This window comes from Vibrio nereis NBRC 15637 (assembly GCF_001591105.1).
Lineage (GTDB): Bacteria > Pseudomonadota > Gammaproteobacteria > Enterobacterales > Vibrionaceae > Vibrio > Vibrio nereis.
On record NZ_BCUD01000001.1, the window covers coordinates 431,630 to 447,649 of the forward strand.

Here is a 16,020-nt window from a genome sequence, read left to right on the forward strand (position 1 = left end):
GAAATACTCGATGAGACTTGCTCATAAGCGCAAAGTGCAGATGAAACTGCAAAAGCGTATTAAGGCAACTGTTGCAAACATTGAAGCAACTAAGAAAGCTAAGCCTGAAGTTGAGAAAAAAGTAGCTGTAAAACCAGCAGCGGAGAAAGTTGTAGTAGCCAAAGCTGCTGACGTTGCTCTAACGCCAAAACAACAACAAGTTCTTGATATCGTTGTAGCGAATGCTGAAGGTATCAATCCAAAAGGTATTGGTCTGGCAGCAGGCCAGGAAGATGCTAAAGCCGCTTCATGGGCAACTGGCGCTCTTAAAAAGCTTCTAGAAGAAAACCTAGTGGTAAAAGAGCAGCTAGCAGGTAACAAAGTTATCTACAAAGCGCTATAAGTGCTGCTGATTAACCTAATTGTTTGCAATTAGGGATATCTCTTTAAGAGCCTCGATTTATTCGAGGCTTTTGTCTATCTAGCCTTAGTTGAGCGTAAACTCTATAAGTGTCACAGAAATGCTATATTTCTCCCTATCTTACCTCCAAGAATTCAACTAAGTATTCTCTCCCTACTAATTACTTTCCTCTTTATAAGTAACCTGTTGAACTATCTATATTTCTCCATTTTGGAGTCTATTGAGCTACGTATTAATACGTACTTCTTTAGTCTAACGGCAGTAGTGTTTGTTAAATGCTTTCCGTGTTCACGCTGATTTCTTATTTCATCGACTTGTTTCATTCTGTACTCGAAACAGAAACTGCCTACAAAGGTATGTCGCTTAACAAAGGATGTGAACATGAGTTTAATCAAGCAATCTTTAAAACGTGTGCTGAAAGGAACGGCGATGGCAGCAGCGTTAGCTGTTATGGCTACGTCAGCAAGTGCTGCAGAAAAGGTGTATCGCCTAAAATTGGCTGAAACTTGGGGGCCTAACTTTCCTGTCTTTGGGGATGCCACAAAAAACATGGCTGCGATGGCTGAAAAAATGTCGAATGGTCGCCTGAAAATTCGTATCGATTCGGCAAATAAACACAAAGCGCCACTCGGCGTTTTTGACATGGTGAAGTCTGGACAGTACGACATGGGCCACTCGGGCTCTTACTACTGGAAAGGTAAGGTGCCAAACACGCTTTACTTTACCTCTATGCCCTTTGGTATGACGCCGTCTGAGCAATACGCATGGTTCTACCACGGTGGCGGTATGGAGTTAATGGAGAAGGTGTACTCTCCACATAACTTACTCTCTTTCCCTGGTGGTAACACCGATGTGCAGATGGGCGGATGGTTCCAGAAAGAGATCAACTCGCTAGAGGATCTGAAAGGCCTGAAAATGCGTATTCCTGGATTTGCAGGGGAAATTCTCGCTGAGCTAGGTGCGAAACCAACCAATATTGCCCCAGGTGAACTTTATACTTCGCTTGAGCGTCGTACGATCGATGCACTAGAGTGGGTCGGCCCATCTCTTGACCTTCGCATGGGCTTCCACAAGATTGCGCCTTACTACTATACAGGTTGGCACGAGCCGGGTTCAGAGCTTCAATTCCTAGTGAATAAGCGTACTTGGCAACGTTTGCCAGAAGACCTGCGTGAGATCCTGCGCGTAGCAATGCGTACAGCAGCCTACGACATGTACACGCAAGCAACACACGAAAGTGGCAAGAACTGGGTATCTATCAAGTCGGAGTACCCAAATGTTCAGGTGAAAGATTTCCCACCACAAGTGATGCAAGCAATGCGCGATGCCAATGCAAAACTACTTAAGAAGCATGCAGAGGAAGATGAACTGGCGAAAGAGATTCAAAAGTCTCAAGCCGATTACCTGAAGCAAGTTCGTGCGTGGACAGATATTTCTCACCGAGCGTATCTGAATACACAAGCGGCACAAGGTCAGTAATCTGATATAGCAAAAAACAAAAGGTGGCAATGTCACCTTTTGGGAGCCCAAGAAAATTCATAATAATAATTGCGCTACCGACTTGAGTAGCGCAAATCACAATTCCAGGGAGTAGGGAATGAGAAGTCTGATATATATCGAGCGGTTGTTTAATCGCTTCGGCGACTTTCTAGGATGGTTATCTAGTGTGTTGTTCATCTTGTTACTCGCAAACGTGGTTTACGATGTTGTGATGCGTTATGTCTTCAATGATGTATCTATTGCGTTTCAAGAAATGGAGTGGCATCTATTTTCAGCCGTTTTCCTATTAGGTGTACCGTATGCCATAAAAGCTGGTGGCCATGTTCGTGTTGACTTGTTTTATGAGCGTTTGTCTCACAAAGCGCAGGCGATCATCGATTTGATCGGTACGGTTTGTTTCTTACTGCCGTTTTGCTTACTCGTTGCCTGGTTCGGTATTGATTTTGCTAAAGAAAGCTACGCTTTGGGTGAAACATCCGGCGATCCTGGCGGGCTACCTTACCGATGGATCATCAAAGCGATGATTCCACTTTCCTTCTTCTTTATGGCGGTAAGTGGTGTGGGCATGTTTCTGCATTCATTGAACAAAATCGTCAATCCCCATTTATTGCACGCCAATGTCGACAAGCAGTAGGAGTCGCCCATGATCGGTATAGTAATGTTTTTTGTGGCCTTGTTTGCTTTGCTACTTGGCTTCCCTGTTGCGTTCACGTTTGGTGGTATTGCACTGATATTTGGTGTTTGGGCAGAAGGTATAGAGATGTTTGCCTTTATGCCTTACCGAATCCAATCCATTATGGAAAACACCGTACTGATGGCGGTTCCATTGTTTGTCTTTATGGGGCTAGTCCTGCAAAAGACACGCCTTGCAGAGCAGCTGCTTGAATCAATGGGACGACTGTTTGGTGGAGTGAGAGGCGGCATCGCGATTTCAACCGTTTTAGTGGGGGCGCTGCTGGCGGCCTCTACTGGTGTGGTGGGTGCTTCTGTGGTTGCGATGGGGCTTATCTCATTGCCTGTGATGCTTAAGTACAATTATGACAAAGGGTTAGCGTGCGGTACGATTTGTGCATCAGGCACTTTGGGTCAAATCATTCCTCCTTCTATCGTTTTAATTCTGCTGGGTGATGTACTTGGCGTTCCGGTTGGCGACCTTTTCCAAGCTGCGGTTTGGCCTGGAATAGTCTTAGTTGGTGCTTATGTCATTTATATTCTTATCTACGCGAAACTAAATCCAGAAGCAGCGCAGCCAATTCCTAGCGATGGTTCAATTAGCCGTAAGCAAGAAATTATGACAGCGCTTAAGGCGATCATTCCACCACTGGCATTGATTGTCGTGGTACTTGGCTCTATCTTCGCGGGTATAGCCACACCGACTGAATCGGCGGCTCTAGGCGGCGCAGGTGCTATTGTTCTGGCCGTTCTTTACAAGCAGTTTAGCTGGGGGATGGTGTTTGATGCCTCAAAAGAAACCGTCAAAGTAACAGCAATGGTATTTGCAATATTGCTGGGCGCAACGGCGTTCTCGATGGCATTTACTTATACAGGTGGTGATTACCTAGTGGAAGAGTGGATGCTTCAGTTGCCTGGAGAAAAATGGGGCTTCTTGATCATTACGATGCTGGTTATCTTGGTGCTGGGTTTCTTCATCGACTTTGTAGAAATTTGTTTCATCATTGTGCCTATTTTGGCTCCAATCGCCGAGATCTTGGGTATCAATATGACTTGGTTTGCGATCTTGATTGCGATGAACTTACAGACATCCTTCTTGACACCACCATTCGGCTTTAGTCTGTTTTATCTGAAAGGTGTCGCGCCCGCATCGGTAACCACCAGAGATATTTATCGAGGGGTGATGCCATTTATCGCCATTCAAATTGTCGTGCTTGCTAGCTTGTTGGTTTTCCCGGAATTCTACGGAATGTGACCGCTTAGTTACATAAACTTAACAGCTATTGTTATAGTGAAGCTGCTTATCGCAAGGTAAGCAGCTTTTGTGTATTAAAGGGAATAGAATGCATCTACAAGCAAAGCTGATATTGCTGAGTTTATTACCATTGCTGCTTGTTACGGCAATGACCAGCTGGATATCCATCTATCAGGCGCAAACGCTCGGTGAAAATGAAGTCGAGCTTTTCAGGGAAGGTCTAATAAAGTCCAAAGAAACGGCGTTAAAAGATAGAGTTGACTTGGTTATTGATGCCATCTCGCATATTTATAACGATCCGTCCATCCCGGAGGAGATCGCTAAACAGCGAGTTAAAGACATGATCGATGAGCTTCGTTATGGCAAAGATGGCTACTTTTTTGTTTATGACAGTAGCGGAACTAATTTGGTCCATCCGATTATTCCCGAGCTTATTGGACGTAACTTGATCGACTTACAAGATGAGAATGGCGACTACTTGATTGAAGCGCTGTTACATCAAGCTCAAAGTGGTGGCGGGTTTCATCAATACTTGTGGCAAAAGCCTTCGACCGGAGATAGCGTACCAAAACTCAGTTACGCGGCATGGTTAGACAAATGGCAGTGGATGATTGGCACAGGCCTTTATGTGGAAGACATATCCACCGAAGTCAGCCGGCTTCAAGAAGAAATTAATACCAATATCGAAACGACCTTTTTTACTGTGGTCGTCATTGTGATTGTGACTGTCGCGGTCATTTTGGTGATCACGCTAGCGGTCAATTTGCATGAACATCGATTAGCCGATCGGAGCTTGAAAGAGTTGGCACATAAGACGGTCATGTTTCAAGAAGACGAGAAAAAGCATTTAGCCAGAGAGTTACACGATGGCATTAACCAGCTGTTGGTATCGAGTAAATGTCATTTAGACTTACTAAGTAGCAAGATTGAACAGCCAGAGTTGCGTGTACATTTGAGTCAGTCACAGAATTCACTGACCACAGCGATTAATGAAGTTCGCAACATATCACATCAGCTTCGCCCGAGTGCGTTGGACGATATCGGTTTACAAGCAGCGATGAGCAGTTTGTTACAAGACTATCAAGCCCATTCAGGGGCGCAGATTGAAGCGTCATTATCGACGCAAGCAGGTAAGCTGAAATCAGAAGTCGCTACAACCTTATATCGCGTTGCACAAGAATCTTTGACCAATATAGAAAAGCACGCCAATGCCACCAAAGTGAGTGTTATTTTGCAGCAGATGGGGAATATGTTGCAGCTTATCATTCGCGATGATGGGATGGGTTTTGATGTGAATACTGCGATAAGAAGTGACGGTATTGGCCTAAGAAATATGCGTGAGCGTGTGGAGTTTATCGGTGGAGACTTCGAAATAGAGAGTGAACCGGGCTTTGGTACTGAAATTACGGTTCTTTTACAGTTGGATGGTTTGGTGTATGGATAACACAATCAAAGTGGTGATCGTAGATGATCACCAAGTTGTAATTGATGGATTTATTGCGCGCTTGCAGATAGAACCAGAGATCGAAGTGATTGGTAAAGCAAGTAATGGGCTAGATGCCGTAAACACGGTGCGTGAGCTGAAGCCAGATGTAGTTTTAATGGATGTCAGCATGCCTATTATGAATGGGATAGAAGCGACAAGTTTGATCCGCGAGGAGAATCCAAACGCGAAGGTGTTGATGCTGACAATGCATGACAACCGTGAATACATCATGAAAGTGATGCAGGTTGGTGCAGTGGGCTATATGTTGAAAGAAATCAGTGCGGAGAAAATGGTACAAGCGATTAAAACCGTGAATCAAGGCTCGACGTATTTTTGCGAATCGGTTACTCAGACTCTGTTTTCTCAAGAGGTTCAGCCCGCAGCACACAAGCCAAACCCGCTGAGTCGACGTGAAGAAGCGGTGCTTAAGTTAGTCGCTCAGGGACATAGTAGTAAAAAAGTGGCATCACTGCTCAATATTAGCTATCGCACGGTAGAAACCCATCGTCAGAACATTAAACACAAGCTGGATCTGCACAGTACAGCTGAGTTGGCGAAATATGCAGTTGAGAGAGGTTTAGTAAATTAGGCGAGAATGATAATTAATGTTATTATCCTCGGGTTTTTATCTATGCAACAAGTACAATGAAATATCCAATTAACCAACATCAACACTACCATGCTCACATCTATTTTGACCAAGATAGTAGTGATTTCGCCTCTTCGCTTAGAGATCGTATTGCGACTGAGTTAAATATGCCGGTTGGCAACTTCCACCAAAAGTTTGTTGGTCCGCACCTTAGGTGGAGCTTTGCTGTCGAATTCGATTCTAGTGAGTTTGATAAACTGATCCCGTGGCTAGACGCAGAAAGAGGGGAGCTGTCCGTATTAGTGCACGCATTAACCGATGATGACTACAAAGATCACACGGATTATGCGTACTGGCTGGGTGCGGAGGTAGAACTTAATCTAACGCGTCTTTAGGTACCATAACGAACTCTTGTCGTAAGGGTAAATAAGCTGATTTGAAGTGAGAGAGAATAATTCTGTATAAGGCTGTTCTTAGTCTTACGGAATCTTTTTCACCAATGAATCAGCTTATTGATGCTCTATTTACCCATGGTTACTACGTTTGGGATGACTTTATGTCTGCTCAAGACGTATCACGCTTGAGAGATTGTATCCCAGAGAACTGGAAGCAAGCCCGTATTGGCCGAAATGAAGAGGTTGTACGTGAAGCAACCATTCGAAGTGATAAAATCCATTGGCTAAATAGCGATATGGAAAAGCCTGTCAGTGACTTTCTGACACAGATGGAAGCGCTACGTCTTGAAGTGAATCGACATTTTTATCTTGGCTTATTCGAATTTGAAGCTCACTTTGCCAAGTATGAACCCGGTGACTTTTACCAAAAGCACTTGGACAGCTTCCAGAATAACCGCAACCGTAGGCTGACCATCGTTTTTTACTTAAATGAAAATTGGGCTGAATCCGATGGCGGTGAATTAGTGATTTACGATTTGGATAACAATGAACTGGCAAAGGTCGCCCCTAGAGCAGGTCGATTGCTTGTGTTCTTTTCTGAGCAGTTTCCACATGAGGTTTTACCAACAAATTCAGAGCGTTTTAGTATTGCTGGTTGGTTTCGCGTCAATGGGGTTACCGATCAACACCTTGATATCGCGACCTAGAACCTTGTTTTTACTCCTCAATAAACTGCGAATCGTTTTATTCGTCCGCAGTTTATTTCCTGCGCAGCAACCCCTTACACACTAAAAACAGAAATGACAGTTCTCCTCATTAAGGCCAAACCTGCCCAGACGGCTATGAATGTGGTGTTCGCCTTCTTTCTGACCCATTTTGTATCCCTTATCTAATTCTTTAATCTTCATTGTCAGTCGCTTTACGCTAAAGCCTTCTGGTGGTGCTATCACTCGGATAGTCGCATCGGCTGGTGGATTCCGAATGAATGCCAGAGAGCGATTGTAGTGCTCAGATCGGCTTGCCATTGCTTGCGCTATCTTAGGATGTTTGGCGAACACACGCTTTAAGACCCAAGAATACTTTGTTTCCGGCATCTCGTAGCTTAAAGGGTGGGACAAAACAACGGTAATGTCTCGGGCACCGCGTCGATATGCTTCCATTACAGGAATAGAGTCTGCTACTCCTCCATCCGTATAGCAACCACCGGAAAAGCAGGGCGTTTGTTTATAGGCTACGGGCAAGGCACTGGTCGCCTCTAAGACTTGATTGAGGTTATCTAGGTTAACCCTGTAATAATCAGCTTCTCCTGTGTCGACATTGGTTGTCGTTGCTAGCATTGGGGGGCTACTAAGAAAGGCATCTGTATCAATAGGAAACCGTTTCTGAGATTCCTCAACCAACCATTTTACGTCTACAAGGTCACCTCCTTTGATAAAACGGGCAGGGTTATAAAATGCCTGGTCAGTAGCCAGAGTCGTGATAACTTCGTAACTACGCCTTTTTTGTTTTGAGAGGTAACCAACCAAGTTTGAAGCGCCAGCTGAAACGCCAACAGTAAAATCAAATGGGTAGTAATTTTCTTCTATAAATGTGTCTAGTACGCCCGCGGCAAAAATGCCTCGCATCGCGCCACCTTCTACAACTAGTGCTTTCATTGACTTTTATCCGTGAATATTTTCCTTTAGGTTACTCAACCAAAGACACGTAAGAAAATCGGTTCTATATATCACTTTGATAGGCATGATCTCAGATAGAAAATAGCTATCGAGTAGATGAAACAAGCTGGCCCGTCATTTAAATATTAGGGGAAGTGCTCCGAAGTGAACAGCTTGCTAAATAGTGATAAACAAAGCAGTTTTAATACATAGTGCTGTATAAAATTACATGGCTTATTGACGAGTCTGCTGCATTGTCTATACTGTTTGTATAAACAGGTAAAGGAGGTGGCATATGTTATGGGAAACCATTGAACGCGTTAACCGCCTACGTCAAAAGGCGTTATCAGATCCAGAGTTTATTCAATCAGCAAAAGCACATGAGAAAGCAATCAAGCACCAAGAGGATTGTTGCCATTCAGAAAAGCGCAAACGCGGTAAAAAGGCCAAAGCTAAGTCATTGGCTGATGTGTATAAGCAAGTAGAGTTTTCCGAGGATGAGCGTCATCACTAGTGCGCTTAATGAAATTCATGTTTATAGCAATTCAAATGTGTTTATGGGCAGCCTAAAGAGGCTGCCTTTTTCATATCTCTAGCAGATATTCCCTCTATGTATAAATATCAACATAAATAAGATAAATAGTCACAATTTTTAATGATGGATATTTATACTGTTTGTATGGTTTTTGAGTCATTTTGTGGTGGAATATCCCAAATCTTTTATATTATTTGGTTTTTAAGAGAGGTTTTGTTTTTAATGTTCAGCCTTAAATTACTATAATGTGCGACGAGGTTTGATCGGTGACAATGAAAGTTTTCTTTTCCCCTTTATCTCCGAGAGCTAGCTCACACGAGCTCTGCCTGTCACGCTAGATTAAGCGTAGAATGCCTCTACTGAAAATAGCAACCTGTTACACCGGATAATTATAATGGATAACAAATTAGGTCTAAGTTCGCTTACAGCTATCGTCATTGGCTCAATGATAGGTGCTGGGGTTTTTAGCTTGCCACAAAATATGGCCTCTGTTGCCAGCCCTGCCGCTGTCATGATTGGTTGGACAATTACAGGGATTGGCATGATTTTTCTTGCTCTCTCGTTTCAAAAACTGGCATTTCACAGGCCTGAAATAGACAGTGGAGTCTTTGGATACGCTAAGGAGGGGTTTGGTGACTTTGTCGGCTTCTGCTCTGCATGGGGGTACTGGCTCAGTGCTATGTTGGCGAATGTTTCATACCTAGTTATCGTGTTCAGTACGCTAGGTATGCTCTTCGATACGCCAGATTCAGTGATTTTTGGGCAGGGTAATACTTGGGTATCTACCTTAGGTGCATCTTGTTTGCTTTGGATGGTGCATGCGCTGGTGTTACGTGGGGTTTCGACCGCTGCTTTAATCAATATGGTGACAACGTTTGCAAAACTAGTTCCTCTATTAATCTTTGTATTCTGTGCATTTGTGGCGTTCAGCTGGGACACATTTTTTCTAGACTTCACGGGTCTTCATTTTGGTGCAGAGCACGATCTTCTTTCTCAAGTAAAAAGCACCATGCTGGTGACGGTGTGGGTGTTCATTGGTATTGAAGGGGCGGTGGTTGTGTCGGGCCGCGCTCGTAACCGCAAAGATATCGGTAGGGCAACGATTCTTGGTTTACTGACTGCGCTGGCTATTTATGTGTTTGTTACGCTGCTTTCAATGGGGGTTATCAAGCCAACGGAATTAGCCGAATACCAAAACCCATCAATGGCTAAGGTTTTGACTCACATTCTAGGCCCTTGGGGTCAGTATATTATTAGTGTTGGTTTGTTGATCTCTGTATGTGGCGCGTTTTTAAGTTGGACGGTACTGGCGTCAGAAGCTCCTTATCTGTGTGCGAAAGAGAAAATGTTTCCTAAAGCGTATGCCAAGCTCAATAAAGCAGGAAGCCCAGTGAAACCGCTGACCTTGACGAATATCTGGATCCAAGTATCTCTGATAGTTGTTATGTTTGCTGGCAGTACGTACGACACCTTGTTGATCATCGCCTCAGAGATGATATTAGTACCGTACTTTTTAGTCGGCGCATTTGTGTTAAAGCTCGCGATACAAGAAAAGAACAAGGGCAGCTTACTTCTTATCGGACTAGGGGCCACCGCTTATGGGGTCTGGCTGTTATACGCGTCTGGCCTTAACTATCTCATGTTATCGGCGGTGTTATACGTCCCTGGACTTTATTTCTATATTCAAGCGAAGAAAGAGCAAGGTATTGACCCGTTTGAAGGTAAAGAAAAAATAGGCGCTTGTGCTTTAAGTATTGTAGCTGTGGTAGCGGTCGGGATGATGTGGAATGGCGCATTAGGCGTTTCACTATAATCACAGAGCCCCTCATAACGAGGGGCTTTTTGTATTTCAGTGTGATTGAACGCAGCTAAAGTGGTGGTTCACGCTGTAGCAAAGTGAAGTATTGTTGCTCAATTCGTTATCTGGTCTGAGTTTATTGCACCTTAACGGCACTAATTTTAGAAATGTACAAAGTAATTTGGTATAAACGTACTCATTAAAGTTGATAAGCCTGAAGATAAATCAACAATTTAGAATAAGTTGCAAATAAGAGTAAGCTAACGTCAGGCGGTTTAAGGAACAGTGAGAAAAGGAGCGCAATGATGAGTGCCGTAGAAAATAAGCGACAATTCTACCGCCTTAAATATCCTCCAGGTGCTAGGCCAAGTGTCTGGTTTTCAAAGCAGAGGTACTGTGTTAGTGAGGTATCTGAAGGTGGGATTCGGGTCATATTGAAAGAGCCATCCGCACTTCAGATCGGTTTTGCAATGGCGGGTGTGCTTTCTCTTCAAAATGATAGTGATGTCAGTATTGTAGGGGACGTCTTTCGATTTGATGGGCATGAAATGGTCATAAAGCTTGATAAAGGACCATCATTTAAACATATGGTTGACGAGCAACGTTATATTCGCAGTAAATATCCCGCGTTTTATGATCGCCTCCGAGGCAAAGTCGCTTAAGCTGCAGACAGAGCATTAAAAAGAAGCCCGCCAATTTCGGCGGGCTTCTTTGTATTTGGGTGTTATACCTTAAATCGAGCCATTAGGTTATCTAGGCTCTCACACTGTTCAGACAGTGCGATACACGCGTTTTCTGAGCTGCTAATCATTTCAACCATGTGGTTGCTGTTATCAAGGATTCTAACAACATTGTTGTTTACTTCTTCACTCACGCTATTTTGCTCACTTGCGGCGGTGGCAATATGAGTATTCATTTCGTTCATAAGCGAGATAGAAGACATGATTTCTTTTAGAGATTCAGAGGCGCTGCTCGCGCTGACAATAGTTTGTTGACCACTTTCTTTACTCGCTCCCATGACTGCGACTGCTTGGTGAGCACCTTCTTGCAGTTTTTCAATCATCAGCTGAATTTCACCTGTGCTGTCTTGAGTACGGCTTGCAAGTGAACGAACTTCGTCTGCAACGACTGCAAATCCGCGCCCTTGTTCACCAGCGCGTGCGGCTTCGATAGCAGCGTTTAGGGCAAGTAGGTTTGTTTGGTCGGCAATACCACGGATAACATCTAGGATAGAGGCGATGTTGCCTACATCCGAATCTAGGTTATGGATAACCTGGCTCGCGTTATCAATTTCGTCCGCCAGAGTTTCAATTGAAGAAACCGTGCTATTAAGAGTACGTTCGGTATTCGAGGCTTCATCATTGGCTTTCGTGCTTGCTAATGCAGCCTCTTCCGCATTTGACGCTACGGTTTGGCTCGTTGCCTGCATCTCGTTGACTGCGGTGGCAACCATTTCACTTTCTTGCTGCTGGTGCCCAGAGAACTCGGCAACCGATTGAGTCAGTGATTTTATGTTTTCCATCTCAGCTCGTACAGCATTAGAAGAGATAATGACTTGGCCAACCGTCTCGTGAATACGCTCCACAAAGTGGTTAAATGAATTCGAGAGTTGTCCTAATTCGTCGCTGCTTTGTACGGTGATTCGTTTTGAAAGATCACCATCGCCAGTGGCAATGTCTTTCATCGCCTTGTTGATTCGATTGATCGGAGTCAGTACCAAGCGGTGTGCAATCCAGAATGAAATCGCCACAAGTATTACAGCGATGAACGAACCGATTTCTAGCACTAATTTGCTGGATGAAATCGATGCCGCAGATTGTTTACGCAGAGATAGTTGAAGTTCTTCAACGTCGGCACGTATCGTCACAAGTTGTTCGCGGATTGTTTTAAATTCAGCGTCTAGTTTGGAGCGATTTTGTTCATAGTAGCTGATAGCTTGTGCTGGATTCTCAAACATCGGTTCATAAAGTTTGACCCATGCACCCGTTGCGGCAGAAATTTTGTCTATTTCACGTTGTTGGCTTTGAGGAAGGTGACCCGCCTCAACCAGCACGCTGGCTTTACTTAGACGAGGCATCGCTTTGTATGCGTTGTCTTTAAACTCTTCAGTGTTATAAGTGATCTCAGCTTGGGTTTTTGCCAGCATGAGTCCTTGTGCTGCCGTTACAACCTGGTAAAGGTCGCGATAACCATCTTCTAAGCTATCCATAACGGGTTGAACTTCTTTGTTAAGTTGCTCGTTCAGTGACTCTTGCTTGTCAGCTTGAATAACGTTTACTACCGTCATGATGGCAATGACAATAGCCAGCATAACGATAGGTAAGGAGAGCTTGTGTTTTATTGTGAGTCTATCCAACATAATTAACCCTAAGCATATAACTTAAAACAAAAAATAGTCAGACATCGTGTCTGTACTATTGCGTTTAATTGCGTATCAAAGAGTTTAATAGTGTACATGATCTATGAATCATGCCGTATAACATGCATAGAAATAGTTGGGACATTTTTGTCTCATTTGTCTTGTTTTTGAGCGCGGGACTAATTTTTTAAATAAATATAAAGAATCTGCTTTTAATACTAAACAGTTATGGTAGGCGTTTGGTTTGCTTCAGAAAAGTGAAACCCCAGAGGTGGTAAGTCTCTGGGGTTTCGAATTTTTTAGAAGTCTCGGTTGGTAAAGCCGATATTCTTAATATGCAAAAGGTTTGGATTAAATCCAATTAATTCCTTGGTAGGGAATTAGATACGGATGAAGTCCATGTGCTCAACTTTTGGCTTGTAAGCGTGACGTTGAACGTCTTGTGGCTTAACTTTAACTTCAGCACCGTCGATTACTAGAACGATACCTTCGTAGAACTCAGGCTTGTCCATTTGGTTAACAACGTCGTCGTGGTTAAGAACGATTGATACTGGAGTTTCAGAACCACCGTAAACGATAGCAGGGAATTTACCAGCGTGACGTAGGCGGCGGCTCGCACCTTTACCTAGTTCAGTACGTACTACTGCTTCAAATTTCATAGTATTACTCTCAAATATGAATAAATTGATTTCACATTCGGCAATGCGACCTTGCCAGAATGTATATGCGTTTAATGAGTAATTGGTAGTAACTCATAAAACGAGCGCGGATACTAACACTGTATAGGGGCTCTGGCAATAGATAATCCTGCCAATAGCACACCTTTTGTCTAAACCTATTCAATTAGTTAGCTTATGATGCATTTCTGATTATGTGTTTGAGCAAATGTCGTTCACTTTACTATTTTATGAAGAGGTGAAGACAACGCTAGGTGACATTGCGATGGAACTCAAGAAAGTGACTTTTTAAGTGAGATTGCCGCCTTAAGGCCACCCATAGTACTGCGTGATAGAGACAATTCGCCTCGGTAACTGTGCACGATTTCGCAGGCAATATTCAGACCCAGCCCACTTCCAGGAGTACTTTCATCTAAACGAACACCTCTTTGTACTGCACTCTCTAGTAACTCTTCAGGTATACCCGGACCATCGTCTTCGATCAGAATCGTAATCACATCGTTGTCATTAGAGATAGAATGAACTCGAATTAGGTTATTTGACCACTTGTACGCGTTTTCTAGTAGATTGCCGACTACTTCATCGAAATCACTTTTATCCATCGCAATTTCTATTTCCGAATCGAGTTCATTAATGAGTGTGACGCCTCTGTCGGCATAGACTTTGTCAAACGCCATTGATATCGCGTCTATTCGTTCTGCGGGTTTCGTTTTAACCGCTAGAATATTTTTGGATCCCGCCATACGAGTTCGTCCAAGATGGTAGTCAATTTGCTCTTGAATCTGTTTAAGTGGCAAGCTAAAGCGATGTTGAGTGTCTTCCTCAAGCATATTGACTTCATTTTTGAGCACAGATAGCGGTGTTTTTAGCGCGTGTGACAGATTCCCAGAGTGGTTACGCGCACGCTCTAATAGCTCTTGATAGTGGAATAGTAACGCGTTTAAATCTGATACCATTGGGGATACTTCAGCAGGATAGTCTTTATCTAGGCTGTCTTTCTTTCCAGTCCTTACTTGTGATAGCTCTTTTCTCATTTGAGTGAGAGGGTTCAGTGACCACAACACTTGAATGACAATAATAAACAGAATGCCAAAGTAGAGTAGGGCAAGGATGACCCACAGCTGATTCATTAGTTTGCTTACGGTTTGCTTGATAGGCTGTTCATCTATCCCAACTCGGACAGAAATGGGGCCGTCGTAATCGGGAAAGTACAGCGTTGTTTCTATGAGGATAAGGCGTTCTAGTCTTGCACCCAGAGGAGTATTCTCAGTGCCAGAAAATGTGATCCTTTGGTCCCAAAGAGAACGAGAACGAACTAAGTCCGTATCAGTTTGTATGGACCAATAAAGCCCACTGTAGGGTTGATTAAATCGAGGGTCCGCTAATTGAGTTGGCAAACTCAGTTGCCCTTTTTCGTTTACTTCAATTGATGCCGACAGCTCATCTAGATATATCGCAAGTTGTTCAGTGGTGTCATCGACCATATAGTTGAACACTTGTGTTGGCACGGTGATACCCGCTGCGATAATCATAGCGGTTAACCACACAATAGAAGCAAAAACTAAACGGCTTCTCAGGCTTAAACGCTTTAAAACATGATGTTTTTTACTCAGCATTCAGTTGGTATCCCAGTCCTCGAACCGTTTTAATGACTTTTGGTGCTATTTTTTTGCGTATACGGCCAATGAAAACCTCAATGGTGTTTGAGTCTCGGTCGAAATCTTGTTTATAGATGTGCTCTACCAGCTCAGTACGCGAAATGACTTTTTCAGGGTTATGCATAAAGTAGGCGATCACTTTGTACTCTAATGCTGTCAGGCTTATCGGTTTGCCTTGCCATATCACTTTTGAGCTTCGTGTATCCAAACTCAGGTGGCCAATTTGGATTACAGGTGAAGCGTTGCCAGAAGCTCTGCGCAACTGAGCGCGGATACGAGCAATAAGTTCAACCATTTCAAATGGCTTTGTTTGGTAATCATCTGCGCCTGCATTTAACCCCTCAACTCGTTGAGTTAACGTGTCACGAGCGCTGAGGATAATGACCGGTGTATTGACGTTTTCATCACGGATACTTTTTAGCACGGTTAAACCGTCCAGTTTTGGCAGACCCAGATCCAGAACAATCGCGTCCCACTGTTCTGACGTTGCACGGTACAAGGCGTCGATACCGTCACGAGAGAGTTCAGGGACCCAGCCTGTTTCTTCGAAGGCTTCGACAATTTGTTCACCTAGACGAATGTCGTCTTCTATGACAAGTATTTTCATATTATTAGTCTTCTAACTTTTTCATTGCTTTAGTGAAGTTTCGGCCTTTAATTTTCATCATTTCAAAGGTTTGTGCGTTGTATTCAACTTTGATGATGTTGTTATTGTGGTTGAGTTTTAACTCATACACCCAAATACCATCGTCTTCTTCTAGTTCGACTTCGATGATACGTCCATGTAGATCGCGTTCAACGGCCGCATACATTTCTGAAAAGGGTCTTATATCGCCTTTTTTGACGGCGGCAAACACCTCATCTTGGTCTTCGTCGAACTCAATCTCTGTGCCGGGTTTGTAAACATCTTGGACTAGTGCGTGTCCATTCTGAACTGTGTGCGAATGAGCAAAAGCAGAATACGTAGGTACGATAGTCATTGCGGCCGCCAAGTAAAAAGCAGTCTTTGGTTTTAGCATAACTTTCTCCTTGATGAATGGA

17 protein-coding genes are annotated in these 16,020 nt (G+C 43.6%); 11 read left to right on the forward strand and 6 right to left on the reverse strand.

Translation table 11 applies throughout. From position 1 onward, the window contains the following. Nucleotides 1–10 precede the first annotated feature (10 nt). The 8 genes from VNE01S_RS01890 (at nucleotide 11) to VNE01S_RS01925 (ending at nucleotide 7,004) form a co-directional block, all read left to right on the forward strand. Entirely contained in the window at nucleotides 11–382 is a 372-nt protein-coding gene (locus VNE01S_RS01890; RefSeq protein ID WP_053395540.1) for a hypothetical protein, read from the forward strand. Between the two features lie 399 nt (nucleotides 383–781). Beyond that, nucleotides 782–1,879: a TRAP transporter substrate-binding protein gene (locus VNE01S_RS01895; protein ID WP_053395539.1), complete on the forward strand. Its 1,098-nt coding sequence runs from the start codon at nucleotides 782–784 to the stop codon at nucleotides 1,877–1,879. Nucleotides 1,880–1,997: 118 nt separating this feature from the next. After that, nucleotides 1,998–2,534: a TRAP transporter small permease subunit gene (locus VNE01S_RS01900; protein WP_053395538.1), complete on the forward strand. Its 537-nt coding sequence runs from the start codon at nucleotides 1,998–2,000 to the stop codon at nucleotides 2,532–2,534. Nucleotides 2,535–2,543: 9 nt separating this feature from the next. After that, nucleotides 2,544–3,827, forward strand: coding sequence for a TRAP transporter large permease (locus tag VNE01S_RS01905; protein WP_053395537.1), 1,284 nt, complete (start codon nucleotides 2,544–2,546; stop codon nucleotides 3,825–3,827). A gap of 88 nt (nucleotides 3,828–3,915) precedes the next feature. Beyond that, nucleotides 3,916–5,271: a cache domain-containing protein gene (locus tag VNE01S_RS01910; RefSeq protein WP_053395536.1), complete on the forward strand. Its 1,356-nt coding sequence runs from the start codon at nucleotides 3,916–3,918 to the stop codon at nucleotides 5,269–5,271. Then, a complete protein-coding gene (locus tag VNE01S_RS01915; RefSeq protein WP_053395535.1) occupies nucleotides 5,264–5,902 on the forward strand; it encodes a response regulator in 639 nt (212 codons plus the stop codon). Before VNE01S_RS01910 ends, VNE01S_RS01915 begins: the two co-directional genes overlap by 8 nt. Nucleotides 5,903–5,958: 56 nt before the next feature. After that, on the forward strand, nucleotides 5,959–6,297 hold the full coding sequence (locus VNE01S_RS01920; RefSeq protein WP_053395534.1) for a DOPA 4,5-dioxygenase family protein: 339 nt from the start codon (nucleotides 5,959–5,961) through the stop codon (nucleotides 6,295–6,297). Nucleotides 6,298–6,401: 104 nt separating this feature from the next. After that, complete coding sequence (locus VNE01S_RS01925) at nucleotides 6,402–7,004, forward strand: 2OG-Fe(II) oxygenase (RefSeq protein ID WP_053395533.1); 603 nt, start codon at nucleotides 6,402–6,404, stop codon at nucleotides 7,002–7,004. A gap of 81 nt (nucleotides 7,005–7,085) precedes the next feature. Here the strand turns inward: VNE01S_RS01925 and VNE01S_RS01930 are convergent, their stop codons facing one another. After that, nucleotides 7,086–7,952: a patatin-like phospholipase family protein gene (locus VNE01S_RS01930; protein WP_053395532.1), complete on the reverse strand. Its 867-nt coding sequence runs from the start codon at nucleotides 7,950–7,952 to the stop codon at nucleotides 7,086–7,088. 295 nt (nucleotides 7,953–8,247) lie between these two features. Here VNE01S_RS01930 and VNE01S_RS01935 point away from each other — a divergent pair, with 295 nt between their 5' ends. The 3 genes from VNE01S_RS01935 (at nucleotide 8,248) to VNE01S_RS01945 (ending at nucleotide 10,947) form a co-directional block, all read left to right on the forward strand. Then, the gene (locus VNE01S_RS01935) at nucleotides 8,248–8,466 is read left to right on the forward strand and encodes a hypothetical protein (protein ID WP_053395531.1); all 219 of its coding nucleotides are present in this window, start codon (nucleotides 8,248–8,250) and stop codon (nucleotides 8,464–8,466) included. 415 nt (nucleotides 8,467–8,881) lie between these two features. After that, nucleotides 8,882–10,300: a basic amino acid/polyamine antiporter gene (locus tag VNE01S_RS01940; RefSeq protein ID WP_053395530.1), complete on the forward strand. Its 1,419-nt coding sequence runs from the start codon at nucleotides 8,882–8,884 to the stop codon at nucleotides 10,298–10,300. Between the two features lie 287 nt (nucleotides 10,301–10,587). Beyond that, nucleotides 10,588–10,947 carry a PilZ domain-containing protein gene (locus tag VNE01S_RS01945; RefSeq protein WP_306304695.1) on the forward strand — a complete coding sequence of 120 codons (360 nt, stop codon included), beginning with the start codon at nucleotides 10,588–10,590 and terminating at the stop codon, nucleotides 10,945–10,947. A gap of 62 nt (nucleotides 10,948–11,009) precedes the next feature. Here the strand turns inward: VNE01S_RS01945 and VNE01S_RS01950 are convergent, their stop codons facing one another. The 5 genes from VNE01S_RS01950 to VNE01S_RS01970 form a co-directional block, all read right to left on the reverse strand. Beyond that, on the reverse strand, nucleotides 11,010–12,644 hold the full coding sequence (locus VNE01S_RS01950; RefSeq protein WP_053395528.1) for a methyl-accepting chemotaxis protein: 1,635 nt from the start codon (nucleotides 12,642–12,644) through the stop codon (nucleotides 11,010–11,012). 380 nt (nucleotides 12,645–13,024) lie between these two features. After that, nucleotides 13,025–13,303 carry a 50S ribosomal protein L25 gene (rplY, locus tag VNE01S_RS01955; RefSeq protein WP_053395527.1) on the reverse strand — a complete coding sequence of 93 codons (279 nt, stop codon included), beginning with the start codon at nucleotides 13,301–13,303 and terminating at the stop codon, nucleotides 13,025–13,027. Nucleotides 13,304–13,593: 290 nt separating this feature from the next. After that, on the reverse strand, nucleotides 13,594–14,937 hold the full coding sequence (locus VNE01S_RS01960) for an ATP-binding protein (protein ID WP_053395526.1): 1,344 nt from the start codon (nucleotides 14,935–14,937) through the stop codon (nucleotides 13,594–13,596). Further along, nucleotides 14,927–15,586, reverse strand: coding sequence for a response regulator transcription factor (locus tag VNE01S_RS01965; RefSeq protein WP_053395525.1), 660 nt, complete (start codon nucleotides 15,584–15,586; stop codon nucleotides 14,927–14,929). The genes VNE01S_RS01960 and VNE01S_RS01965 overlap by 11 nt, the downstream gene beginning before the upstream one ends. 4 nt (nucleotides 15,587–15,590) lie before the next feature. Further along, nucleotides 15,591–15,959 carry a PepSY domain-containing protein gene (locus tag VNE01S_RS01970; protein ID WP_053395790.1) on the reverse strand — a complete coding sequence of 123 codons (369 nt, stop codon included), beginning with the start codon at nucleotides 15,957–15,959 and terminating at the stop codon, nucleotides 15,591–15,593. Between the last annotated feature and the right edge of the window lie 61 nt (nucleotides 15,960–16,020).